The organism is Trinickia sp. LjRoot230 (assembly GCF_964253315.1).
Lineage (GTDB): Bacteria > Pseudomonadota > Gammaproteobacteria > Burkholderiales > Burkholderiaceae > Trinickia.
In genome coordinates this window covers 2758817-2781750 of the sequence record NZ_CAXUQX020000001.1, presented here as the reverse complement: position 1 = coordinate 2781750, position 22934 = coordinate 2758817, and the positions used below count along the sequence as shown (strand labels likewise).

Annotated in this window: 20 protein-coding genes; 14 read left to right on the top strand and 6 right to left on the bottom strand. The window is 62.6% G+C overall.

The window, feature by feature from the left end; translation table 11 throughout:
- Positions 1 to 45 precede the first annotated feature (45 nt).
- Both aqpZ and ACSQ20_RS12650 read left to right on the top strand, forming a co-directional pair.
- A complete protein-coding gene (gene aqpZ / locus ACSQ20_RS12655) occupies positions 46 to 777 on the top strand; it encodes an aquaporin Z (RefSeq protein WP_436020409.1) in 732 nt (243 codons plus the stop codon).
- Positions 778 to 793: 16 nt separating this feature from the next.
- On the top strand, positions 794 to 1243 hold the full coding sequence (locus tag ACSQ20_RS12650) for an NUDIX hydrolase (RefSeq protein ID WP_436020407.1): 450 nt from the start codon (positions 794 to 796) through the stop codon (positions 1241 to 1243).
- Between the two features lie 29 nt (positions 1244 to 1272).
- Here ACSQ20_RS12650 and ACSQ20_RS12645 read toward each other — a convergent pair whose 3' ends face one another.
- Both ACSQ20_RS12645 and ACSQ20_RS12640 read right to left on the bottom strand, forming a co-directional pair.
- Positions 1273 to 2994, bottom strand: a complete 1722-nt coding sequence (locus tag ACSQ20_RS12645) for a glutamine--tRNA ligase/YqeY domain fusion protein (protein ID WP_436020405.1) — start codon at positions 2992 to 2994, stop codon at positions 1273 to 1275.
- A gap of 111 nt (positions 2995 to 3105) precedes the next feature.
- Positions 3106 to 3777, bottom strand: a complete 672-nt coding sequence (locus tag ACSQ20_RS12640) for an O-methyltransferase (protein WP_436020403.1) — start codon at positions 3775 to 3777, stop codon at positions 3106 to 3108.
- A 102-nt stretch (positions 3778 to 3879) separates the two neighbouring features.
- On the opposite strand from ACSQ20_RS12640, the gene ACSQ20_RS12635 reads away from it, so the two are divergent.
- Both ACSQ20_RS12635 and ACSQ20_RS12630 read left to right on the top strand, forming a co-directional pair.
- Positions 3880 to 4437 (top strand): RBBP9/YdeN family alpha/beta hydrolase, encoded by a 558-nt coding sequence (locus tag ACSQ20_RS12635; protein ID WP_436020401.1) that lies wholly within the window; start codon positions 3880 to 3882, stop codon positions 4435 to 4437.
- Between the two features lie 399 nt (positions 4438 to 4836).
- The gene (locus ACSQ20_RS12630) at positions 4837 to 7020 is read left to right on the top strand and encodes a glycosyl hydrolase 108 family protein (RefSeq protein ID WP_436020399.1); all 2184 of its coding nucleotides are present in this window, start codon (positions 4837 to 4839) and stop codon (positions 7018 to 7020) included.
- Between the two features lie 495 nt (positions 7021 to 7515).
- Here the strand turns inward: ACSQ20_RS12630 and ACSQ20_RS12625 are convergent, their stop codons facing one another.
- Positions 7516 to 8736: a CaiB/BaiF CoA transferase family protein gene (locus tag ACSQ20_RS12625; protein ID WP_436020397.1), complete on the bottom strand. Its 1221-nt coding sequence runs from the start codon at positions 8734 to 8736 to the stop codon at positions 7516 to 7518.
- A 317-nt stretch (positions 8737 to 9053) separates the two neighbouring features.
- On the opposite strand from ACSQ20_RS12625, the gene ACSQ20_RS12620 reads away from it, so the two are divergent.
- Together ACSQ20_RS12620 and alaS are read left to right on the top strand one after the other, a co-directional pair.
- The gene (locus ACSQ20_RS12620) at positions 9054 to 9932 is read left to right on the top strand and encodes a hypothetical protein (RefSeq protein ID WP_436020395.1); all 879 of its coding nucleotides are present in this window, start codon (positions 9054 to 9056) and stop codon (positions 9930 to 9932) included.
- A 115-nt stretch (positions 9933 to 10047) separates the two neighbouring features.
- A complete protein-coding gene (alaS, locus tag ACSQ20_RS12615) occupies positions 10048 to 12672 on the top strand; it encodes an alanine--tRNA ligase (protein ID WP_436020393.1) in 2625 nt (874 codons plus the stop codon).
- A 116-nt stretch (positions 12673 to 12788) separates the two neighbouring features.
- On the opposite strand, the gene ACSQ20_RS12610 is transcribed toward alaS, so the two are convergent.
- The gene (locus ACSQ20_RS12610) at positions 12789 to 13751 is read right to left on the bottom strand and encodes a LysR family transcriptional regulator (RefSeq protein ID WP_436023076.1); all 963 of its coding nucleotides are present in this window, start codon (positions 13749 to 13751) and stop codon (positions 12789 to 12791) included.
- A 113-nt stretch (positions 13752 to 13864) separates the two neighbouring features.
- Here ACSQ20_RS12610 and ACSQ20_RS12605 point away from each other — a divergent pair, with 113 nt between their 5' ends.
- From ACSQ20_RS12605 to ACSQ20_RS12570, 8 genes are all read left to right on the top strand, one after another.
- Positions 13865 to 15103 (top strand): YbfB/YjiJ family MFS transporter, encoded by a 1239-nt coding sequence (locus ACSQ20_RS12605; RefSeq protein WP_436023074.1) that lies wholly within the window; start codon positions 13865 to 13867, stop codon positions 15101 to 15103.
- 758 nt (positions 15104 to 15861) lie between these two features.
- Complete coding sequence (locus ACSQ20_RS12600) at positions 15862 to 16389, top strand: NUDIX domain-containing protein (RefSeq protein ID WP_436020391.1); 528 nt, start codon at positions 15862 to 15864, stop codon at positions 16387 to 16389.
- Positions 16390 to 16392: 3 nt separating this feature from the next.
- Positions 16393 to 16875, top strand: a complete 483-nt coding sequence (locus ACSQ20_RS12595) for an acyl-CoA thioesterase (RefSeq protein WP_436020389.1) — start codon at positions 16393 to 16395, stop codon at positions 16873 to 16875.
- 10 nt (positions 16876 to 16885) lie between these two features.
- Entirely contained in the window at positions 16886 to 17824 is a 939-nt protein-coding gene (locus ACSQ20_RS12590; RefSeq protein WP_436020387.1) for a branched-chain amino acid ABC transporter permease, read from the top strand.
- Positions 17817 to 19094 carry a branched-chain amino acid ABC transporter permease gene (locus ACSQ20_RS12585; protein ID WP_436023072.1) on the top strand — a complete coding sequence of 426 codons (1278 nt, stop codon included), beginning with the start codon at positions 17817 to 17819 and terminating at the stop codon, positions 19092 to 19094. The genes ACSQ20_RS12590 and ACSQ20_RS12585 overlap by 8 nt, the downstream gene beginning before the upstream one ends.
- Entirely contained in the window at positions 19091 to 19843 is a 753-nt protein-coding gene (locus ACSQ20_RS12580; RefSeq protein WP_436020385.1) for an ABC transporter ATP-binding protein, read from the top strand. The genes ACSQ20_RS12585 and ACSQ20_RS12580 overlap by 4 nt, the downstream gene beginning before the upstream one ends.
- Before the next feature lie 8 nt (positions 19844 to 19851).
- Positions 19852 to 20559, top strand: coding sequence for an ABC transporter ATP-binding protein (locus ACSQ20_RS12575; protein ID WP_436023070.1), 708 nt, complete (start codon positions 19852 to 19854; stop codon positions 20557 to 20559).
- Positions 20560 to 20744: 185 nt separating this feature from the next.
- On the top strand, positions 20745 to 21155 hold the full coding sequence (locus ACSQ20_RS12570) for a hypothetical protein (RefSeq protein ID WP_436020383.1): 411 nt from the start codon (positions 20745 to 20747) through the stop codon (positions 21153 to 21155).
- Between the two features lie 9 nt (positions 21156 to 21164).
- Here the strand turns inward: ACSQ20_RS12570 and iolB are convergent, their stop codons facing one another.
- Both iolB and iolE read right to left on the bottom strand, forming a co-directional pair.
- The gene (gene iolB / locus ACSQ20_RS12565; protein WP_436020381.1) at positions 21165 to 21965 is read right to left on the bottom strand and encodes a 5-deoxy-glucuronate isomerase; all 801 of its coding nucleotides are present in this window, start codon (positions 21963 to 21965) and stop codon (positions 21165 to 21167) included.
- Positions 21965 to 22885, bottom strand: coding sequence for a myo-inosose-2 dehydratase (iolE, locus tag ACSQ20_RS12560; protein ID WP_436020379.1), 921 nt, complete (start codon positions 22883 to 22885; stop codon positions 21965 to 21967). Before iolE ends, iolB begins: the two co-directional genes overlap by 1 nt.
- Between the last annotated feature and the right edge of the window lie 49 nt (positions 22886 to 22934).

Sequence of the window (22934 nt, the reverse complement as noted above, 5' to 3'; positions counted from 1 at the left end):
GCCTGGCCTAGTATTCACACACCTGATCACCGTAGCGAGGCTCTAATGATCAAGCGGCTCGCAGCAGAAACGTTGGGCACATTTTGGCTCGTTTTGGGCGGTTGCGGCAGCGCCGTACTCGCGGCAGCTTTTCCGCAATTAGGCATAGGCTTTGTCGGCGTGGCATTGGCATTCGGCCTCTCCGTGTTGACCATGGCTTTCGCGCTCGGCCACGTTTCCGGGGCGCACTTCAATCCGGCTGTGACGGTTGGGCTCTTTGCCGGCGGGCGTTTCCCGGCGCGTGAGGTGGTGCAGTACATCGTAGCGCAGGTGATTGGCGCGATTGCGGCCGCAGCCGTGCTTTATTGCATTGCGAGCGGCAAACCCGGTTTCGATGCCGCGGCGAGCGGGTTCGCTTCCAACGGCTATGGCGAGCATTCGCCGGGCGGATATTCGCTGACGGCCGCTATTGTCACGGAGTTCGTATTGACGGCGTTTTTCGTGATCATCATTCTCGGCGCGACCGACAAGCGGGCAGTCGCCGGCTTTGCGCCAATCGCCATTGGCCTTGCATTGACGCTCATTCACCTCATCAGTATTCCGGTTACCAATACATCGGTTAATCCGGCCCGCAGCACCGGCGTGGCTTTATTTCAGGGCGGTTGGGCAATAGCGCAATTGTGGGTTTTCTGGGTTGTGCCATTGATCGGCGGGTTGGCGGGGGGTGCCGTTTATCGATGGTTGCTGGACGAGCGGCGAGCGGCAATGGCGGCGGGCGGGAGGGCTGCTACGACATGATCGGTCCGGGGCAGGGATGAGCAAGCGCACGGTATCTTGTGGCGTGGTCTTGCTTGATCCGCAAGGCCGCGTGCTGCTCGCTCACGCGACCGATACGTCGCATTGGGACATTCCAAAAGGACAAGGCGAAACGGGAGAGGCGCCGATCGATGCGGCGCTGCGCGAACTGCGCGAGGAGACCAACATTGTGCTTGCGCCCGAGCGTCTGAAAGACCTCGGGCGTTTTGTTTATCGACGCGACAAGGACCTGCATTTATTTGCGGCGCGCATCGACGAGGGAGAAGTCGACTTGGCGAGCTGCACCTGCACGTCGATGTTTCCGAGCCGCCGGGACGGCTCGATGATCCCCGAGATGGATGCCTTTTGCTGGGTGGCGCCCGCCGAACTTGAACGTTACGCGAGCCGCTCGCTCGCGCGTCTGTTCGACACGACGCTCTCGCTTGGCGAACTGCATCGCACGCTTTAGTTCGTCGTGCTTGTGGCTAAGGTACGTTCTTAGCCCGGCTTGCCCCAGCTGTCGCGCAGGCTCACGATGCGATTGAATACCGGCTTGCCGGGCTTCGAATCGTAGTGATCGACCACGAAGTAGCCGTGGCGCTCGAACTGGTAGCGGTCTTCCGGTTGCAGCGCGTGCGCGCCGGGCTCCAGATAGGCATTCACGACGCGCTTCGATTCGGGGTTCAGGGCTTCGAGGAAATCGCGGCCGCCCGCGTCGGGCTGGGCTTCCTTGAAGAGGCGATCGTAAAGACGCACCTCGGCCGGCACGGCGTGCGCCGCGCTCAGCCAGTGAATATTGCCCTTCACCTTGTAAGTGTTCGCGCCTTCCGTGCCCGACTTGCTGTCCGGATAGTAATTGCAGTGAACGGCGACGACATTGCCGTGCTCGTCTTTGTCCGCCCCGGTGCATTCGACGACGTAGCCATAGCGCAGCCGCACCTTGTTGCCGGGATAGAGCCGGAAATAGCCCTTCGGCGGCGTTTCGACGAAATCGTCGCGTTCGATCCACAGCTCGCGCGAGATCGGAAACGTTCGCACGCCGCGCTCGGGATGATGCGGATGGACTGGCGCCGTGCAGTGCTCGATCAGATCGGCGGGGAAATTGTCGATGATGAGCTTGAGCGGGTCGAGCACCGCTGCCGTACGTGGCGCTTTATCGTCGAGGTCGTCGCGAAGCGCACCTTCGAACACGCTCATGTCGATCCACGAATCGACCTTCGTCACGCCGATGCGTTCGCAAAAAAGCCGAATACCTTCGGGCGTGAAACCGCGCCGGCGCAGGCCGACGATCGTCGGCATCCGCGGGTCGTCCCAGCCGTCGACATGACCTTCGGTCACGAGTTGCAGCAGCTTGCGCTTGCTCGTGATCGCATAGGTGAGATTGAGCCGCGAGAACTCGATTTGCTGCGGCAGCGGACGCGTGAAGACGCCGGCGTCGGCCAGTTCGTTCAGGATCCAGTCGTAAAGCGGGCGATGGTCTTCGAATTCGAGCGTGCACAGCGAATGCGTGATCTGCTCGAGTGCGTCCGAAATGCAATGCGTGTAGTCGTACATCGGATAGATGCACCACTGATCGGCCGTGCGGTAATGGTGTGCAAACCGGATGCGATAAAGCACCGGGTCGCGCATGTTGACGTTCGGCGAACTCATGTCGATCTTCGCGCGCAGCACATGCTCGCCTTCCTTGAATTCGCCCGCCTTCATGCGGCGAAAGAGCGCGAGGTTTTCCTCGGGCGAGCGTTCACGGTAGGGCGACGGCTTGCCCGGTTCAGTGAGCGAGCCGCGCGCAAGCCGCATTTCCTCGGCGGACTGGCTGTCCACGTAGGCTTTACCGCGTTCGATCAGCAGTTCGGCGAACCGGTACAGGTCGTCGTAGTAGTCGCTCGCGTAATAGCGGTGCGCCTTGCCGTCTTTTTCCCAATCGAAGCCGAGCCAGCGCACGGCGTCGACGATCGAGTCGACATATTCGACGCTTTCCTTTTCGGGGTTGGTATCGTCAAAGCGCAAGTGGCACACGCCGCTGTAATCGCGTGCGATGCCGAAGTTCAGGCAAATGCTCTTGGCGTGGCCGACATGCAGATAGCCGTTCGGCTCGGGCGGGAAGCGCGTCTCGACGCGTCCGCCCCATTTGGCCGTGCGGTTGTCTTCGTCGATGATGTGGCGGATGAAGTTGGACGGTGCTGCCGCCCCGGCATCGTTGTCGTTGCGTTCGGTAGTCATGCGGAAAGTGGAAGTCGGCTTAAACGAGGCGGGCTGCGCCCGCGTGATCCGGCCATTCTACTCTGAGCGGCACAAGCGCTGTGCTGTTGCCGGCCTCCGCTTTCGACGCGCTCAGCGTTCGACGCGCGAAATCGCGAAGCCGTCCCACCCTTTGCTGCCGACTGTCTGTATCGCGGTGCTCGACAAGCGCGGGTTGCCCGCGACGAGTTCGAAGTAGCGGCGCACGCCCTGCACGTCGGGGTCGTCCGTTGCCGAATCCGTCACGCGCCCGCCGCGGATGACGTTGTCGCAGACAATGATCGTGCCGGGCCGCGAGAGTGCGAGCACGCCTTCCAGATACTGCGGGTTGTACTCCTTCTTCGCATCGATGAAGACGAAATCGAATGGTCCGGCGCGTTCCTCTGCGAGCCGCCGCAGTGTGTGGACGGCGTCGCCCACGCGCACTGTCGCGGTTGCGGCCAGCCCGGCGCGCTCGATGTTTTCACCGGCGAGCCGCGCGTAATCGGGGTTGATTTCGAGCGTGGTCAACGAACCGCCTGGCGGCAGCGCGCGGGCGAGCCAGATCGTGCTGTAGCCGCCGAGCGTGCCGATCTCGAGTACCGTTCGCGCCTCCTGCATGCGGGCAAGCAAGTGCAGCAACTTGCCCTGGTTCGGGGAGACGTTGATGTTCGGCAGACCTGCGCGTGCGCTGGCTTCGAGGGCTGCGTCGAGCGCTGTGTCGCTGGGCACGAGGGTGTCGCACAGGTAGGCGTCGACGGCGGACCATTGGGCTTCCTCATTCATCACGTAGGCTCCGGTGCGCGTTGGATTTTTCGCCACTTATACTAACGCGCGATGAGCGGATGGCGTTCGCCATTCAGCAACGGTTCAATAAGTGCCCCGATCATGTCTTTGACGAAAACATTAGTCTTGCCCGGTTACGGAAATTCCGGCGACGGTCATTGGCAAACGCGCTGGGAAGCGCGCGATGCCGCGTTCGAGCGTGTGGCGATGCCCGACTGGGATCATCCCGTGTGCGCCGACTGGCGCGATGCGCTCGACCGAACTGTGGCCGCGCATGGCACGTCGCCGCTGCTGCTCGCCGCGCACAGCCTCGGCAGCCTGACTGCGGTCATGTGGGCCGCGACCGCGCAACGCGCCGGGCAGGACGTGCGGGCGAAGGTGGCGGGCGCATTGCTGGTCGCGGTGCCCGATCCGCGGGGGCCGGGCTTTCCTGCCGATGCGAGCGGATACGATGAGGTGCCGATGGAGCCGTTGCCGTTTCCGGCCATCGTTGTGGCCAGCAGCGACGACCCCTACGGCAGCCTCGATTTCACTCAACGCTGCGCGCAGGCATGGGGGGCGCGTTTCACCAACATCGGCCCGCGCGGGCATATCAACGCCGAGAGCGGGTTGGGCGATTGGGATGAAGGGCGTGACTGGCTTGCGTCGCTGGTGCCGTAGCGGCACGGCACCTACTCGACGTCGTGTATGGGGCGTCGTCGCTCAAGATGGGCCGGCGTTTCGTCGTCAAACTCTACTGCGAGCACGGTCGCGGCGGACTCCCGCCGTGTGAGGCCTGTCCGCATTCTTGCCGCTGCTGTTGGATGCGTTTTTCTCTATCTTGCATTTTTCGGTTGTATCTATCGGTTGCATTTATCTTCGCGAGAACTGGGTTCGAACATGCTGAACCGATAGGCTCTTAATTTTAAGATAAATCCGCGGGCGCGTCAGTCTATGTCCGATATCGAGCGTTGATGATGGCTGCGCAAAAAATCAGATCAAATTGACAATGCATGCGGTGCTTTAGAAAACGTTTTCTTCGTTAAAATGTGATTATATTCAATCAGTTACTGTTCTGATTTGCGCCTCGAAAATCAGGCGGGCGCGGGTCAGGCGTTCGACCTCGAAGCGGGCGTGCGCTGCATCGCTGACGGGTACGTGATTGCATATCGACTTGAGCGGACGCATTCGGTTAGCGATGGTCCGACGGGAGCCCAAGCGCCGTACAGCACAAGCTTCGCGCTGGTGCGCCATTCGATGGAGTTCCCGAAAGGCACGACGCTGACCTTTTATAGCCTCTATATGCATCTCTTGGCGTACGACGATTATAAGAAAGCGCCGGCGCGGAAAAGACCGGCATATTGGTCGACGCGCTGGCAGGTGAGCGAGTTCGCAAAGGACAAACCGAACGCTGGCCGCAATGGCCAAAAGCCCGACGCTGGACAACAAGGGTTGCGGGTTCGCCGAAGTCCTCGCGATGGCGGGATCATCGGCATCTTGCCGCAGGGCTCAACGGTGAGCCTCGATCAGCGACAGAATGGCTGGGGGCGGATCGAGAAACTGCATGGGGCGTCTCTATACCCGCCGGCCGCCGGCGTGTTTATCGATCCGTCGGCGGCGATGGGGGGATGGATCTCGCTTGGCCAGGAAAACGGCGCCCTGCTCGTGCGTGAAGTCATGCCGGAATCGGCCTTTGACCGGGTGGTGATCACGGCATCGGACGCGCCCGACGCGGGCATCCCAATCAAGGCCGGCGAGCTGATCGGTCATCTGGGCCGCTACGACTCGTTGAATCAGGGCACCGCGGGCACGCGGATGGTTCACATCGAGGTCTTTTGCGATAGCGGCATCCAGTCCTTTATCGAGCAGGGACGCGCGTGGGTTGAAGAGCACGGCCCGCACAAAGAGGCCCGGGCGGCCTTGGGTTTGCCGGCTGAGCCGACGATGCTGCGCGTCGGCGCAAAAACGAAGCTGTACCGCGGGCCGAATGAAGAGGGCGCCGATGCGTCGATGACCGATGTCGTTCAGCGCTATTCGCTCGCGGAGCTGTCGCGCGATAAGAGCCGGCAATTCACGGAGGCGCAGCCGGACCGAAGCGGTCGCAAGGTGAGCTGGTGGCACGTCGAGAGTGCGAACGCGCAGGGCAACCCGATTCACGGTTGGGTGCGCGAGGAAAACTTCGCGGGCGGGCGGGTGACGCGCGAATTTGCGCAGAAGTGGGAGGACTTTCAGTGTTTGGAGAGCGCGCACGACCCGGCCCATACGATATTCGCGAGTGCGAAGGCATGGGTGGACTACGCCACTCGAGCCGATGTGCCGGAGGCTGCCGCGCTTGCCAAGCTGGGCCCCTTGATGCAGCAACGCGTTTATCGGGCGCTGTTCGCGAAGGGCGATGGCCGTCGTGCGGCGGACGATCTATGCAATATCGGCAAGGCCCGGCCGGGATGTTACCCGTGGCGGATGCAGGCAGCGTCGCGGCTGATCGTAAAGCATGAAAGCGAGTGGGCGAATCCGGGCAAGTGGAAGCAGCTGATCGACGCGCTTGAAAAGCAGACGGAAGTGAAGCCGCAGCATGCGCAGGAGCTAAAGCGAATCGAGAAGCTGGCGTGGTGGGAGGAGGTCAAGGCTGGCGTGCCGGGGTTTCCTGGGCCCGAGGTTTTTCATATTCATCCGATCGCGATGGTGGGGAATTTCGCCATCGACTGCGACTGCAAAGCACGGTTTGAAAAGGTGTCCGAGATCGTTCTATGCAATGAAGGAGGATTTGTAAACGACCCGAGCGATTCCGGAGGGGCTACAAATCATGGAATCGCGTGGCCGACATGGCAGGCATATGCTGCAGAGGATCTTGGGGTAGAGCCAACGTTAGAAAATCTAAAGGCTTTGTCCAGCGAGCAAGCAAAGATAATTTACTTCAAGCGATACTGGGAGTCTCGCGGATTTTGCGGGATAGTAAATGAAAAAACCGCTCTCAATATATATGATTGGACGATAACATCCGGACGTGCTATTGCAAAAATTCAGGAAATGCTTGCGCAGGAATTTTCCATGGAAATTGTTATTGATAACAGAATATCAAAAAATTTAATCGATCAAATAAACTCCATCACTGATCAAGGCGAATTTGCAAGAAAAATTGGAGAGAGGCGAAAAAAATATTATGAGTCGATTGCCATAAACTTGGATGGAACACCAAATAAAAATAGCAAATTTTTAAAAGGGTGGTTGAGCCGAGTCGATCGATGCTTGAGTTATATGACATAAAATGATCATGATAAAAGAGAGAGCCTGCATACTTCTTTGCAAGATTATTTTTGCTCTGACTTCCAGCGGTGTCGCCGCTGCGCATTCTCTCGCCGGTTCGTGGGAGTGGAACGAATCTCCGGGTACGAGAACGTTTTCGATTGACATTGAGCAGAGCGAGCAGAGACTTAGTGGCCAGTATTGCGCTGTCGCCCAAAATGGAAATAAGATTGACTGCGACGATGAACGGAATAGAAACATAACCGGCGTTACTAACGAGTCGGGGCGATCCGCAGTCGTTGGGTTTTCGTCTTTTTTTGGAGGGCATGGCGGAAAAGCAATATTGGGAATGAGTGGCGATCGCCTGATCTGGCACATCGTCGAGAGCCCGGTGGGCGGGGCGTTTTATGCACCCGAAAATGCAGTCTTGGATCGTCACTGATTGACGCAATGATGCGTTACCGGAAAAAAGACCATGGCAAGTGCCACTGGCTCTTCTAATTCCGAAGCTCCCCGCTAAATAATCGAACGCGCGCGCAGGTCGGCGATCATCGCGTCGTCATAGCCGAGCAACTCACGCAACACCGCATCTGTATGCTCCCCAAGCATCGGCGGAGCGGCGCGCAGTTGCGGCGGCGTTTCGCTCATGACGATCGGGTTGCGCACGAGCGCAGCCGTCGCGCCGCTCGAATGGGGCACCTCGACGCGCATGCCGCGCGCGCGCACCTGTTCGTGCTCGAATACTTCGCCGAGGTCGTTGATCGGCCCGCACGGCACGCCGGCCGCTTCCAGTGCGTCGATCCACGCATGTTTGCTGCGCGTGCTCACCATCTCAGCCAGCATTGGCACGAGGGTTTCGCGATGCCGCACGCGCTCGGGGTTCGTCGCAAAGCGCGGATCGTCGGCCAACTCGCTCCGCCCGCCCGTTTCAACGAACTTGCGGAACTGCGCGTCGTTGCCGACGGCGACGATAATCCATCCATCCGCTGTCTGAAACGTCTGATAAGGCACGATGTTCTGATGCGCGTTACCCCAGCGCACCGGCGGCTTGCCGCTCGCCAGATAGTTGCCGCCCATATTCGCGAGCATCGCAACCTGCACGTCGAGTAAGGCCATATCGATGCATTGGCCGATGCCCGTGCGGTCCCGGTGCGCCAGTGCCGCGAGCACGGCCACGCTCGCGTACATCCCCGTCATCAGATCGGCGATGGCCACGCCGGCCTTTTGCGGCCCGCCGCCCGGCAGGCCGTCGCGCTCGCCTGTCACGCTCATGAAGCCCCCCATGCCCTGCACGATGAAGTCGTAACCGGCGCGCTCGGCCAACGGCCCCGTCTGCCCGAAGCCCGTGACGGAGCAGTAGACGAGATCGGGCTTCACCTGCGCCAGCGACGCGTAATCGAGCCCGTATTTCTTCAGCTGGCCCACCTTGTAGTTTTCGAGCACGACATCGCTTGCGGCGGCGAGCGAGCGCACGATCTGCTGCCCCGCTGGCGTGCCGATATCGACCGTGACCGAGCGCTTGTTGCGGTTCGCGCAAAGGTAGTAGGCAGCCTCGTGCGTGTCGGTGCCGTCGGCGGCCTTCAGGTAGGGCGGCCCCCAATGACGGGTGTCGTCGCCGGCGCCCGGGCGTTCGATCTTGATGACGTCGGCGCCCAGGTCGGCGAGCGTCTGCGCGCACCAAGGGCCGGCGAGCACGCGGGTGAGATCCAGCACGCGGATATGACTGAGCGCTCCCATATTGGTCGATGTCTCCTCGAATCAGCCGCCGGGCGAACGGCCGGTGTCGCGAGCATCTTAAGCGCTTTTTGGTACATCAGGTCGAGCAAGCGGCGCGCTCTGCCACGAGATTCAATACCACTTTCGCGGACGGACAGGGGCGGGAGGAGTGCAGTGCGAGCCGGTGCCCGCTCATGCGAAGTCTGCGCGATTTTGCATGTCGCTCCAGCCCAATGGGTACGTGTGACGTGCATCTGCTTCGCATGCAATTGCAAAGCCCTCCTTGATTTGCCATAGATTCGAGCCTTCTCGTTACGTCAGATGGGAGCGTGGTGATCATGAGCGGCATCATTCAAGGACCTACTTCGGGCTCGGGCGATCCGACGAGCACGGGCAACACGACTGGCGCGTCGTCAGGCGCGAGCGGCGGCCCACCTGTAAGACCGGCCACGCCGTCGTCGCACCCCGCGCTCGATGCGCTTCCCGGAAAGCAGGGCCTCCAGGGCTACGTGGGATCCAGCTGGAAACGGTCGGATAGTAGCGAGTGGGGGGCATTCGGGGCGAGCGGAGCGGAGGCGGCCGACGCTATGCCGAAAGCTCAACAACACCTTGTGCAAATGGGCTTCTCATCTGACCAACTCGCCGAAATTATCAGCGCCCGCAGCCGAACAGGGGATGCCGGCCGCGTCTTTAGCATGCTGCCGTTTCTCTGCGACGATTTTGGTCTTAACACACAGTATGACGATCCAGAGGTAGGCAAGGAGCAAGACGCAGTCCGCGCGCAACTCGTAAGCTTCGCAAAAGCGGCCGGCGCCGACGGTCTGATCTTGTTGGACGTTGCATTCTCTTACGAACCGCCTGCACGCCCTGAGGAGTTCGCCGAGCTGTGCGAGCTTTTGCAAAGGCTCGGCGCGACTTTCGGCCATCCGTACAGACAATTGACGAGCATCGCCCGCAGCAACTTCGGGGTATTGCGGGAGCTACGCGATACCCATGAGCTGTTGATTGCGCTCGTGGGCGAAGAGAGCCAGCGGCGTCGCGTCCCTCCGTTGGGCGTACTGGCCCACCGTGGGGGCGTTGACGCACTGAGAGCTTTCATGCGCGTCATCTTGGCGTCGCCCGATTCGTACTCGATTGGTCAGTTTGACGATACGCTCAAGGCGGCGCTGCATGAGAGCGGATTGACGGAGGGTGAGGTCAATCGCCTCTTTCGTTAGCGCGTCGATGTGGCCGCGTTCGGGCGACATTTCCGTATAATTGGTCGTTTAAGCGAAATTTACCGCCCGCGCGTCGCGCGTGCCGGATTCCAGTCGAGACCGTCCCCAGTCCTTTATGAAAGCCGCCGAAATCCGCGAGAAGTTCCTCAAATTCTTCGAATCGAAGGGCCATACGATCGTCCGTTCGTCGAGCCTCGTGCCCGGTAACGACCCGACGCTGCTCTTCACCAATTCGGGCATGGTGCAGTTCAAAGACGTATTTCTCGGTGCGGAATCGCGCCCCTACACGCGGGCCACGACAGCCCAACGCAGCGTGCGTGCGGGCGGCAAGCACAACGATCTGGAGAACGTCGGCTACACGGCGCGGCATCATACGTTCTTCGAAATGCTCGGCAACTTTTCGTTCGGCGATTATTTCAAGCGCGACGCCATCCGCTACGCCTGGGAATTGCTGACGGCCGTCTATCAGTTGCCAAAGGACAAGCTCTGGGTCACCGTCTATCACGACGATGACGAGGCTTACGGCATCTGGGCCAACGAAGTGGGCGTGCCGACCGAGCGCATCATTCGCATCGGCGACAACAAAGGTGCACGCTACGCGTCGGACAACTTCTGGCAGATGGGCGATACAGGGCCGTGCGGCCCGTGCTCGGAAATCTTCTACGACCACGGTCCGGACGTATGGGGCGGCCCGCCGGGCTCCCCTGAGGAAGACGGCGACCGCTACATCGAAATTTGGAACCTCGTGTTCATGCAGTTCAACCGCGATGCGCAGGGCAACATGACGCCGTTGCCCAAGCCGTGCGTGGACACCGGCATGGGCCTCGAGCGCATCGCTGCCGTCTTGCAGCACGTGCACAGCAACTACGAGATCGACTTGTTCCAGACGCTGATTCGAGCGGCCGCGCGCGAGACGGGCATCGCCGACCTCGCGAACAACTCGCTCAAGGTCATCGCTGATCACATCCGCGCCTGCTCGTTCCTGATCGTCGACGGCATCATTCCCGGCAACGAAGGGCGCGGCTATGTCCTGCGCCGCATCGTTCGCCGCGCGATCCGTCACGGTTACAAGCTCGGCTGCAAGCGGCCGTTTTTCCATAAGCTCGTAGCCGATCTCGTGGCGGAAATGGGCGGCGCATATTCCGAACTGGCCGATGCGAAGACGCGTGTCACCGACATCCTGCGTCAGGAGGAGGAGCGCTTTTTCGAGACCATCGAGCACGGCATGTCGATTCTCGAATCGGCGTTGACGGATCTTGCGCGTCGCGGCGGCAAGATGCTCGACGGCGAAGTCGCTTTCAAGCTGCATGACACCTATGGCTTTCCGCTCGATTTGACGGCCGACGTTTGCCGCGAGCGCGAGGTGGCGGTCGACGAACCCGCGTTCGACGAAGCGATGTCGCGCCAGCGCGAACAGGCTCGCGCAGCAGGCAAGTTCAAGATGGCGCACGGGCTCGAATACTCGGGTGCGAAGACGACTTTCCACGGCTACGACGAGCAGATTTTCGACGACGCCAAGGTGATTGCGCTTTATGTCGACGGCGCGGCCGTCGTGCAAGTGGAGAAAGGGCAGCAGGCAGTCGTCGTACTCGATCACACACCGTTTTATGCGGAGTCGGGCGGTCAGGTCGGCGATATCGGCGTGCTCGCCAACGCGAGCGTGCGCTTCGCCGTGCTCGACACGGTGAAGGTGCAGGCCGACGTGATCGGCCACCATGGTGCGCTCGAGCAAGGCACGCTGAAAATCGGCGACGTGGTGAAGGCCGAGATCGACGCTGTGCGCCGTGCCCGCACGGCCCGCAACCATTCGGCTACGCACTTGATGCACAAGGCGCTGCGCGAGGTGCTGGGCGCGCACGTTCAGCAAAAGGGCTCGCTCGTCGACGCCGACAAGACGCGCTTCGACTTCGTGCACAACGCGCCGATGTCGGACGACGAGATTCGGCGTGTCGAGGCCATCGTCAATGCGGAGGTGCTCGCGAATTCACCGGGCATCGTGCGCGTGATGCCGTTCGACGAGGCCGTCAAGGTGGGCGCGATGGCGCTCTTCGGCGAGAAGTACGGCGACGAAGTGCGTGTGCTCGATCTCGGCTTCTCGCGCGAGCTTTGCGGCGGCACGCATGTGCATCGCACCGGGGACATCGGACTTTTCAAGATCGTTGGGGAAACGGGCGTGGCGGCCGGCATTCGACGCGTCGAGGCCATTACCGGCGATAACGCGGTGCGTTACGTGCAGGGGCTCGAAAGCCAATTGAACGCGGCGGCGACGGCGCTCAAGACACCGCCGGCGGAACTGGGACAGCGTATTGGTCAGGTGCAGGAGCAGGTGAAATCGCTCGAAAAGGAATTGGCGGCGCTAAAGTCGAAGCTCGCTTCGAGCCAGGGCGACGAGTTGGCGGCGCAGGCAGTCGACGTGGCCGGCGTGCGGGTGCTTGCGGCGACGCTCGACGGCGCCGACGTCAAGACGCTGCGCGAGACCGTGGACAAGCTGAAGAACAAGTTCGGGCACGCCGCCATCGTGCTCGCTGCGGTGGAAGGCGGCAAGGTGAGTCTGATTGCTGGCGTGACGCCCGAGGCGAGCAAGAAGGTGAAGGCGGGCGAACTCGTCAATTTCGTTGCGCAGCAAGTCGGCGGCAAAGGCGGCGGTCGGCCCGATATGGCACAGGCTGGCGGAACGGAACCGGGCAAACTGCCGGGCGCGTTGGCCGCTGTGACGGAATGGGTGCGGGGGCAGTTGTAAGCCGCACTGGTTGGCTGACGAGAAACCCCGCCGCGAATGTAACGATGGCGGGGTTGCTTATCTGAAGCCTGAGCATCTTCAACGGTGCGCTCGGCCCGCAAAATCACGTCGCGTTTTTAATTGGGTGTGGGAGCGGGCGCTTGCCGCCGCGAAGGACCACCGGCGTCGGATTTGTCCGCGATCAATGCGCCGGATGCATCCGGTGCATCCGGCGCCTCGACCAGCATACCGCCCAGTGCGCGCAGCGCCGCCGAGCACTGCCCGCGGCGCCAGACTAGCAGCGTATCGATTAAGCCCAGTTCCTTGAGCGGGTGCAGTGCCACATCGGTTGCACCGCGCGGCAGTACCTCGAACACGGAGCGCGGCGCCACGGCCACGCCGGCCCCCGCCGCGACGCAAGCGACCATCGCATGATAAGAACCTAGCTCGAGCACACGTGCCGGGCGAATGCCGTGCGCGGTATACCACTGCTCGATATGTGCCCGGTACGTGCAGCCGCGCTCAAAGGCCACGAGCGTGTCGAGTGCGATATCACTGGCGACGCGGATCGGACGATGATCGCGCGGCGTCAGCATGACCAGTTCTTCGCGAAAAACCGTCATCGTTTCGAATGCTTCTTCGAGCGAATCGGCCTCAGGCGGTCGCGCGACTAATGCGGCATCAATCTCGAACTTGCGCAGCCGTTCGATCAGGCAACCCGTCGTGCCCGTCGTGAGTTCGAGCGCCACCTCGGGCCATCGCCGGTGATAGCGGGCGAGCCGCGCGGGCAGCCGGCTGGCCGCGGTGCTCTCCATTGTGCCGAGCGCGAGCCGGCCATGCGGACGATCGTCGCAAAGTGCCTGCCTCGCTTCGTCGGCCAGCGCTAAAAGCCGTTCGGCATAAGGCAGCAACGTTTCGCCGGCCGGCGTGAGCACAAGCCGGCGCCCGTCTCGGACGAAAAGCGGCGTGCCGAGCTGCGCTTCGAGTTGCTTGATGCGTGTCGTCACGTTCGACTGCACGCGGTTCAGTTTCGCCGCCGCCCGTGTCACGCCATTTTCGCGGACGACGGCTCTGAATACGGTCAACGCGGCCAAGTCCATAGTTCTCTTCATGTGATGGATTGAATCACTATTATTCATTTTCCAAGAATTGTCGGTCAAGCTACTATGCTTTCGGTGTTCGACTTCCATCCGAACGATTCGGGACCCTGATGATGAGCGATGCGATGCGCCGTGCTTTCGCCACTTTCGCCTTACCCGCGCCGAGCCCTGCGCGGGCGGCGGTGGCTTGCATGATTGCGTTGGCGGCCGCACTCGGTATCGGACGTTTCGCATTCACGCCGCTGCTGCCGTTGATGCTCCACGCCGGAGGGCTCGATTTGCGCGGTGGCGGCTGGCTCGCGTCCGCCAACTACGCCGGTTATTTTGTCGGCGCAATGACTTGCGCGGCATTGCGCGTGTCGCCCGGGCGCGTGGTGCGCGTCGGCCTCGCGGCGACGATCGTGCTGACGCTGGCAATGGGTGTTGTTCACGCGTTTTGGGCCTGGGTCGTCATTCGCTTCGCTGCGGGCGTCGTCAGTGCCTGGACGTTCGTCTTCGCGTCACAGTGGGGGCTGGCCGCGCTCGCGCGGCAACGCGCGCATGCGTGGGGCGGTGTGATTTATACCGGTCCCGGCATAGGTATCGTCGTGACCGGGTTGCTCGCCAGCGTGCTTGCGCGGCACGGCCCCGCATTTGGCTGGCTCGGCTTCGGCGTGCTTGCCACGTTGCTTACCGCGCTCGTTTGGCGGACTTTCGCGCCGCCGAGCGCACCGTTGCACGGGGGCACTCAGACGGCCGCGTCAGCGTCCGCGTCTGGAGATCACCGCAGTGCAAGCATGCCGCCCGGGGTGGCCGATGCAGCGCATCGATTACAAGGCGCTTGGCTCGTGCTGCTCTACGGTTTTCCGGGTTTCGGCTACATCATTACGGCAACCTTCTTGCCGGTCATCGCGCGGCAGGCGCTGCCAGGTTCCGCGTGGCCCGATCTCTTTTGGCCGATGTTCGGCGCCGCGCTGATCCCGGGAGCGCTCTTCGCCGCGCGCTTGCCGACCAACTGGGACAACCGCATGCTGTTAGCCGGCTGCTATTTGCTGCAGGCATTCGGCATCGCGCTCGGCATTGTGTTTCCCAATGCGCTCGGGTTTGCGTTCGGCAGCGTGCTGATCGGGCTGCCGTTTACGGCCATCACGTTGTTTGCGATGCGCGAGGCACGCCGGCTGCGCGGCGAGCGTGCCGCCGGGTTGATGGGCTATGCGACGGCCGCGTACGGTGTCGGACAAATCGCGGGGCCGCTCGTGGCGGCGCCGATCGCAGCGCACGTCGGCTCGTTCGGGCCGGCGCTGTGGCTCGCGGCGGCGGTGCTGGTTCTCGGCGCGGTCGGCCTGATTGCGCTGGCGGCGCGCGTGCGCTGATGCGTGGTCTCTAGCCAATCAGCGTCGACGCATGTTGAGTGCCGTCCGATTTGTCGTTTCGCGCACCCGGAGCGTTGGATAGTGGCAATCAGGCCGCGGTCGCAGTAATCTCCCGGACCATACGATTAATGGTCAACGGGGTGCCTCCAATGTCGAAATTGAAGTTCGATGGTATGGCGCATCAGCCGATGGGCTGCATCCGCACGTTAACGACCGTTGCTGCGCAGTCGCCGCGCTTGCTCTGACGTGGACGCCCTTCGCACAAGGCACGACCTGCTCGGAGCGCGATGCAATCGCAGCCGATGCGATGATCGATCGTGTAGATAGCTGGTCCAAGGTGAATACTGCGTTTACCCGCTACGGACACTGTGATGACGGCGGGATCGCAGAGGGCAACTCCGAGGTCATCGCCCGGTTGTTGGTCGACCATTGGCAGACCTTAGCGCAACTTGAGGCGCTGGTTCGGCGTCATCCCTCGCTGAAGGCATTCGTCCTGCGCCATATCGACACCACGCTCGACACGGGCGATCTGTCCAAAATCGAGACACTGTCCATCTCGTCTTGCCCGACTGGCATGGGCTCGCTGGCCGTGAGTTGGGAGCCGCCGCGTCACACGCCAAGCAGTCGGGGCAATAGGGCGGGTGCTCCGACGAGCGCTGCGTGCCAGCGCACCGGCCCGCGGCCACAATTGGCCAAAGCCGCTAGAATGTGCGCGTTCAGGCCTCGGACGGCAACGCTTCGCCCCCCACTCATCACCTATGAGCGACTATCAATACTGTCCGCATTGCGCGGCGCCGCTCGTCGAGCGCGCCGATCCGGCCGCCGACGGCCGCTTGCGGCGGCTTTGCCCCGACGACGGCTGCGGTTTCGTGCATTGGAACAACCCCATTCCGGTGGTGGCAGCCATCGTCGAATACGAAGGCAAGATTTTGCTGGCCCGTAACGCGGCGTGGGCCGAAGGCGTGTTCGCGCTGATCACAGGCTTCCTCGAGCATGGCGAGACACCCGAAGAAGGTATCGCGCGCGAAGTGCTCGAGGAGACTTCGCTGCACGCTGAAACGACCGAACTGATCGGCGTGTACGAGTTCATCCGCAAGAACGAGCTGATCATTGCCTATCATGTGCGCGCGCATGGGGCCATTTCGCTTTCGCCCGAATTGCTCGAATACCGGCTTGTCGAGCCAGCCAAACTGCGGCCTTGGCGTGCGGGCACCGGCCAAGCGCTCGGCGAATGGATGCGTCGGCGTGGCCTGCCGTTCGAATTCGTCGACAAGCCAGGACAGTGACGCATGAGCAAGCCCCGCACCTTGCTGCGCCAAGCCTACGCGCACTTCCTGCCGATTACCACGCGTTGGATGGACAACGACGCCTACGGTCACGTCAATAACGTCGTCTACTACAGCTACTTCGACACGGTCGTCAACGAGTACCTGATTCGCTGCGGTGCGCTCGACATCGAACACGGTGCGACGATCGGTCTCGTCGTCGAGACGCAGTGCCACTACTTTTCGCCGCTGGCTTTTCCCGAGCGTGTCGATGCGGGGCTGCGTGTGGCACGCGTCGGGTCGTCGAGCGTGCGCTATGAAGTAGGGCTCTTCAAGGAAGGCTGCGATACGCCGTCGGCGCAGGGCCATTTCGTGCACGTGTACGTCGATCGTGCGACGCGCAGGCCTGCGGTACTCAATGAAGCGTTGCGGGCCGCGCTGGCACCGCTCGTCGTCGTTGAGGCAGAGGCCAATCGTGACAACGATAACGATGTCGACGCGCAGTAGGACCTAGCGAATGCAGACGTTTGTCGTCGAGCTGCTGAACGGCCTCAGCTATGGCCTTCTCCTTTTCATGCTGTCGGCAGGGCTGACGTTGATCTTCAGCTTTCTCGGCGTGCTCAATTTCGCGCATGCGAGTTTTTACATGCTCGGCGCGTATGTCGGTTTGGCCGTGGCGGCGCGCGCTGGGTTCTGGGCCGCGCTGTTCGTAGCGCCCGTGGTGCTCGGCGCGAGCGGAGCTGTCGTCGAGCGCGTGCTGCTGCGGCGTGTGCGGCCGCACGGGCCGTTGCACGAATTGCTGCTGACGTTCGGGTTGGCCTATCTGATCGCCGAGATCGCCAAGCTCGTGTGGGGCCTCGGTTCGTTATCCGCGCCCGTTCCCGCGTTGCTGGATGGTCCACTGCTCGTGTTGCACGACGCCGCGTTCTCGCGCTATCGCGCGTTTATGGCCGCGATCGCAATTGCAACGCTCGCGCTGATGTTCGTTGTGCTGCGCGTCTCGCGAACGGGCCTTGTATTGCGCGCGGCGCTGACGCAGCGCTCGGCCGTCGAAGCGCTGGGCCACGATGTGCCGCGCATCGGTACGCTTATCTTCGGCGTCGGCACCGCGCTCGCGGCACTCGCGGGCGTGATCGGCGCACCGCTGGCCGTCGTCGAGCCCGGCATGGCCGAGGCGCTCGGCTCGATCGTTTTCGTCGTGGTCATCGTCGGCGGCCTGGGCTCGCTTGCCGGGGCGTTCGCGGCGTCGCTGCTGATCGGTTGCGCCCAGACCTTTGCCGTTGGCAGCACGCTTTCGCTCGGTGGTGTTGCCGCGGCAATGGGCGTGCCGCTTGCGCCAGCGTGGGGCCGGATCACGATCGCACAACTCGCGCCGTTGCTGCCTTATGTGCTGCTGATCGCGATGCTGGCGTGCCGCCCCGAGGGGCTGCTCGGCGTGCGTGACGACGATGCTTGACGAGCGCGGCGTTGCCCTTGCGTCACCGCGCGGCACGCGCACGGCAACCGCCATCGCGGCGCTGCCGTGGCTTGCAATGGCGCTCTTTTTCGCGGCACCGCTCGTGGTCGTGCGCGACAGTTGGCTGTTTACCTTCGTGGCTCAAACGGCGGTCATGGCCGTCTTCGCGCTGTCGTACAACCTGCTGCTCGGCGAAACCGGCCTGCTCTCGTTCGGTCATGCGGCCTACGCGGGAGGCGCCGCTTTCGTCGCCGCGCACGTGTTCAATCGCGGCGGTTTTCCGTTGCCGTTGCTGCCGCTCGTGGGCGCGGCGGCGGGGGCGGTGCTCGGTGCGTTGTTCGGTATCGTGGCCACCCAGCGAAGCAAAACGGCGTTTGCGATGATCACGCTCGGCATTGGAGAACTCGCCGCCGCAGCCGCATGGGCGTTGCCCGAAGGCCTCGGCGGTGCGAGCGGTATCGCGATCGATCGGGCCGCTGGCCCGCCGTTGCTGTGGTGGACGTTCGGCCCGGTTCGCGAGGCCTATCTGGTGATCGTCGTCTGGGCGCTGCTATCTATTGCGGCCATGTTCGTGCTCACGCGCACGCCGCTCGCGCGGTTGGCGAATGCGGTGCGCGACAACGCGCCGCGTGTCGCATCGCTTGGCATGGACCCGCGGCGCATTCGCTATGCGATGTTCGTGGCGTCCGCCTGCTTCGCGGGCGTGGCAGGTACGTTGGGCCTGATCAACGTCGAGGTGGCGTCGGCGGAGGGCGTCGGCATGGCCCGCTCCGGCGCTGCGCTGATCGCAACGGTGATCGGCGGCGCGGCGACGTTCTTTGGGCCGGTGACGGGTGCCGTCCTGCTGACGTTCCTCAGCACGGCAGTGGCCGGCGTGAGCCGTGCTTGGCCGTTGTATCTTGGGCTGATCTTCGTCGGCGTCGTGATGTTCGCGCCGGATGGTATCGCTGGTGCGCTCGCGCGCCGTCTGTCGCGGCCTGCATATCGCGGCGGACAGCGACGACGTGGATGGCGCGCTTGGCGCGAAAATATGCTCGCGGGCATCGCCGCGCTTGCTCTGGGGCTCGCGCTGATCATCTCGATCGAGTCGCTCTACGCGCGCCAGTTTTCCGGCGATGCGGGTGGCATCTGGCATCTCGGCCTGCTGACTATCGGCGCGTCGGCGCCTTCTACTTGGATTGCGGTCGTTGCGCTGGGCTGCATCGGGATCGGCGCAGTCTACCGGCGGCGGCGCACGCAGGCCCGCGACGAGGAGGCCGCCCAGCGATGACCACTCCCGCACTCGAGTTGCGCGGTGTCGCGCGGCGTTTCGGTTCGACGCAGGTGCTGGCGGGCATCGATCTATCGATTGCAACCGGCGAGCGTCATGCGCTGATCGGCCCGAACGGTGCCGGCAAGTCGACGCTCTTTAACCTGATCGGCGGTGCGATGCGTCCTGATGCGGGACGCATCTTGCTCGCGGGCGTCGATATCACCGGGCGCGCGCCTTATGCGCTGGCTCGGCTCGGGCTCGGTCGCAGCTACCAGACCACGCGGGTTTTCGCTCGCCTGAGCGTGCTCGACAACCTGCGCTGCGCCGCACTGTGCGGCAGTGCGCATCCGCGCGGATGGCGGTGTTTCTTGCGCCGGACGTCGCGGACCGAAGACCAGGTAAGGCGCATTGCCGAAGCGCTGGGGCTCGCACAGTGCATCGCTTCACCCGCGGACTGGCTTGGGTATGGCGAACAACGTGCGCTCGATCTTGGCATGGCGCTGGCGAGCGGTGCGCAGATGCTGCTCGTCGACGAGCCGACCGCCGGCATGAACCGCGAGGAAGCCGGCCGTGCCATTGCGCTGCTGGGTGAGTTGAGCGAAGGCAAAACGCTTTTGATGATCGAGCACGACATGGATGTGGTGTTTCGGTTCGCCGATCGCATTTCGGTGCTCGTGCAAGGGCGCATCCTCGCCACGGGCACGCCAGCCGAGATTCGCGTGCATCAGGCGGTTCGCACCGCTTATCTCGGCGAGGCCGGCACATGACGATGAAGATGCCCTTGCTTGTCGCGAGCGGCCTATGCGCTGGATACGATGAAGCCCAAGTGCTGCACGACGTGGATTTGCGGATCGACGCGGGCGAGATCGTTGCGCTCGCCGGACGCAACGGCTCGGGGCGCTCGACGCTGGCCAAGGCGCTGATCGGGCTGGTATCGCGCGCAGGCTCGGTGCGCTTCGCCGGCGAGGAAACGCTAGGCCGGCCGACGTTCGCGATCGCGCGGCTGGGAATCGGCTATGTGGCCGAGACGCGCGATGTGTTTCCCGCGCTGACGGTCGAGCAGAACCTGCGGCTCGGTTTGAAGCGGGGGTTAGGACGCCGCTCCTCGTCGCGCGCCATCGACGCGATGCTCGCGCGCTTTCCGCTTCTGGCGGCGCGGCGAAAGACGCGTGCCGGCGTGCTGTCGGGCGGCGAGCGGCAAATCCTCGCGCTCGCGCGCGCGTTGATGGGCGAGCCACGCTTGCTGATCGTCGACGAGCCGACCGAGGGGCTCGCCCCGCTGGCTATCGCGCAAGTGACACAGTGCTTGCGCGAGCTGCGCGATGAAGGGCGGGCGGTGCTGTTGATTGAACAGCGTCTCGCGATGGCGCGCTCGCTGGTTAGCCGCGTCGCAGTGATGGGGCACGGGCGGATCGTCTACGACGGTGCCTTGGCCGATCTCGACGCGCAAACGATCGACGATTGGCTGTCCATCGGCAACTGACCGAACTGAATTTAACCGAACTCAGCTCTGCTTCGCTTGACGGACGTATTTCCGTCGGTCCGAACTCTGATGCATGCCACGCGCGGCCAGGCGTGCGCGCTCTACGATCTCCGAGCTTGTTACAGGCAACAGGCACATTCATTTTGGCGGCGCGTCGCCGCCTTCACATCAAGGAGAACCGCACCATGGATAGCCCGGTCATTCGTGTCACCAACGGCGCGAGCCGCGACATCTTCATCGATCGAGATCCGAATTGGGACGATCAAGTATTGACAGTCAACGGCAAGCGCCTTAATGGCATGCATCGTCTTGCGCCCAATAAATCTGCCGAGGTGAGCGTGCCGAGCGGGTCATACGATGCAGCGGACGAAAACATGATGGGCGTGATCTTCGCCGAAGGCCGGCGCTACGAGTACGGGCCAGCCGGTGGCTATCAAACGACGATCGGCCAAAGCGCCGAGACGGGGCTTCTCAATGTGACGAGCGAAAGCACACTCAGACAACCGGTGATTTGCTACGCGATTTCCCACGAGACCCCGACGTCGATGACGATGTATTTCGCCGATATTCCGCCCGCCGGCGCTGCTTCTTACTGAACGTATACGCTAGGCATCCCGCGTCATGATCCATTCGTGCGCGGGATCATTTTTGAAGTGCCACACGCGCTGCGGTCCGGCCATCACATTCAGGTAATACGAGTCGTAGCCGTACGGCACGACGACCGGGTGATAGCCGCGCGGTACCATCACCACATCGTGGTCCTCGACGGCCATCGATTCGTCGATGTCGCGCGAATCGGTATAAACGCGCTGAAACGCAAAGCCTTGCGGCGGATTCAGCCGATGGTAGTACGTCTCTTCGAGCGCGCTTTCGAGTGGAATATTATCGGCGTCATGCTTGTGCGGCGGATAGCTCGACGCATGCCCGCCCGGCGTTCTGACTTCGACCACAAGCAATGATTCGGCCGGCTCGGTCTGCGGAAGAATATCGCAGACGTAGCGCGTGTTGAGTCCTTTGCCACGCACCGATCGTTTCATCTGGGACGGCTCGATGAGCCGCATGCCGTAGCGTCCGTTGGCAGGCGCGCTCGCCACGCCGATTTCCGCATCGCGCTCGGCGTGAACGGTGGCGCGTAAATTCGGCGGCAGATAGAGCGCGTAGGGAGCGGCATCTTCGAAGACGCTGTTGCGCGCGCCGATGCTCGAAAAACGCTGGCCGCCGACCTCGATCGATACCACGCCCGTCAGCACGACGATGCACGATTCGCGCGCCGCATCGTGAACGTGCAGGACCTGGTCGCGCGCCAGCCGGTGCGCTGAAAAACCGACATGGCGCCAGCCGGCCGACTCGGGCGTCACGCGCGCGATCGTCGAGCCCTCGCGTTGGGCTTTCACAAGCAGGCTCATCAGCTCACCTCCTGAGCGGGTTGTTCGATGAGCGGCGCATCGACGAGCGTACGCAGCGTTCGATAGCCTTTTTGCGCGTATTCGAAGCTTGGCGCGACGGCTGGGTCCTGCTCGGCTTCCACGACGAGCCAGCCGCGATAACCGACGCGCTTGAGCTTATCGATGACTGCGGCAAAATCGACCGCACCATCGCCGGGCACCGTGAACGCGCCATTGATCACCGCTTCCAAAAAGCTCCAATCGCCGTTGCGCGCGAGTTTGATGATAGCGGGCCGCACATCCTTGCAATGGACATGGCAAATGCGCGACGCGTATTGATCGATCAGCGCGAGCGGGTCACCGCCGGCAAACGTGATGTGTCCGGTATCGAGCAGCAGGCCGACCGCCTCGCTCGTGCGCCGCATCAACTCGTCGACGTCCGTCGGCGTTTCGACGTAAGCGCCCATATGGTGGTGATAAGCCACGCGCACACCTTTCGACAATGTGTAGCGGGCGAAGCGGTCGAGCCGCTCGGCATAGGCGTCCCATTGCGCGTCGCTAAAAAACCGAGGCCGTTGAAAGAGCGGCAGCGGCGCACCCTGAATCGTGCCGGCAACTTCGCCGTACACCATCGCCGTGGCGCCGTTGCGTGCGAGCAGTTCCAAATGCGGCCCGACGGCCTCGATTTCCTCCTCGGCGCTGCGCTCGGCAAGCCGGCCCGAATACCAGCCGGAGACGAGCGCGAGATCGTATTGAGCCAGCAAGGCTTTCAATGCCTGCGGCTCACGCGGAAATTTGTTGCCGAGTTCGAACCCCTGATAGCCGATCTGACGCCCTTCGGTAAGGGCGACTTCGAGCGGCGTCTCGCCACCGAGCGAGGGCAGATCGTCGTTCATCCACGACAGCGGGTTGATGCCGATGCGCACTTCGAAAGCGGTCATGCTTGTCCTCTATGGCTTGATATTGTGGTATAGCGCACGTTAATAGCAT

What these genes read in the sequence shown, in the direction of transcription:
- iolB (WP_436020381.1), bottom strand. Translation starts at nt 21,965, where the DNA reads ATGAGCCTGCTTGTGAAAGCCCAACGCGAGGGCTCGACGATCGCGCGC.
- ACSQ20_RS12585 (WP_436023072.1), top strand. Translation starts at nt 17,817, where the DNA reads ATGCTTGACGAGCGCGGCGTTGCCCTTGCGTCACCGCGCGGCACGCGC.
- ACSQ20_RS12600 (WP_436020391.1), top strand. Translation starts at nt 15,862, where the DNA reads ATGAGCGACTATCAATACTGTCCGCATTGCGCGGCGCCGCTCGTCGAG.
- ACSQ20_RS12580 (WP_436020385.1), top strand. Translation starts at nt 19,091, where the DNA reads ATGACCACTCCCGCACTCGAGTTGCGCGGTGTCGCGCGGCGTTTCGGT.
- ACSQ20_RS12645 (WP_436020405.1), bottom strand. Translation starts at nt 2,994, where the DNA reads ATGACTACCGAACGCAACGACAACGATGCCGGGGCGGCAGCACCGTCC.
- ACSQ20_RS12575 (WP_436023070.1), top strand. Translation starts at nt 19,852, where the DNA reads ATGCCCTTGCTTGTCGCGAGCGGCCTATGCGCTGGATACGATGAAGCC.
- ACSQ20_RS12570 (WP_436020383.1), top strand. Translation starts at nt 20,745, where the DNA reads ATGGATAGCCCGGTCATTCGTGTCACCAACGGCGCGAGCCGCGACATC.
- ACSQ20_RS12640 (WP_436020403.1), bottom strand. Translation starts at nt 3,777, where the DNA reads ATGAATGAGGAAGCCCAATGGTCCGCCGTCGACGCCTACCTGTGCGAC.
- ACSQ20_RS12625 (WP_436020397.1), bottom strand. Translation starts at nt 8,736, where the DNA reads ATGGGAGCGCTCAGTCATATCCGCGTGCTGGATCTCACCCGCGTGCTC.
- alaS (WP_436020393.1), top strand. Translation starts at nt 10,048, where the DNA reads ATGAAAGCCGCCGAAATCCGCGAGAAGTTCCTCAAATTCTTCGAATCG.
- ACSQ20_RS12605 (WP_436023074.1), top strand. Translation starts at nt 13,865, where the DNA reads ATGAGCGATGCGATGCGCCGTGCTTTCGCCACTTTCGCCTTACCCGCG.
- aqpZ (WP_436020409.1), top strand. Translation starts at nt 46, where the DNA reads ATGATCAAGCGGCTCGCAGCAGAAACGTTGGGCACATTTTGGCTCGTT.
- iolE (WP_436020379.1), bottom strand. Translation starts at nt 22,885, where the DNA reads ATGACCGCTTTCGAAGTGCGCATCGGCATCAACCCGCTGTCGTGGATG.
- ACSQ20_RS12620 (WP_436020395.1), top strand. Translation starts at nt 9,054, where the DNA reads ATGAGCGGCATCATTCAAGGACCTACTTCGGGCTCGGGCGATCCGACG.
- ACSQ20_RS12610 (WP_436023076.1), bottom strand. Translation starts at nt 13,751, where the DNA reads ATGGACTTGGCCGCGTTGACCGTATTCAGAGCCGTCGTCCGCGAAAAT.
- ACSQ20_RS12595 (WP_436020389.1), top strand. Translation starts at nt 16,393, where the DNA reads ATGAGCAAGCCCCGCACCTTGCTGCGCCAAGCCTACGCGCACTTCCTG.
- ACSQ20_RS12635 (WP_436020401.1), top strand. Translation starts at nt 3,880, where the DNA reads ATGTCTTTGACGAAAACATTAGTCTTGCCCGGTTACGGAAATTCCGGC.
- ACSQ20_RS12650 (WP_436020407.1), top strand. Translation starts at nt 794, where the DNA reads ATGAGCAAGCGCACGGTATCTTGTGGCGTGGTCTTGCTTGATCCGCAA.
- ACSQ20_RS12590 (WP_436020387.1), top strand. Translation starts at nt 16,886, where the DNA reads ATGCAGACGTTTGTCGTCGAGCTGCTGAACGGCCTCAGCTATGGCCTT.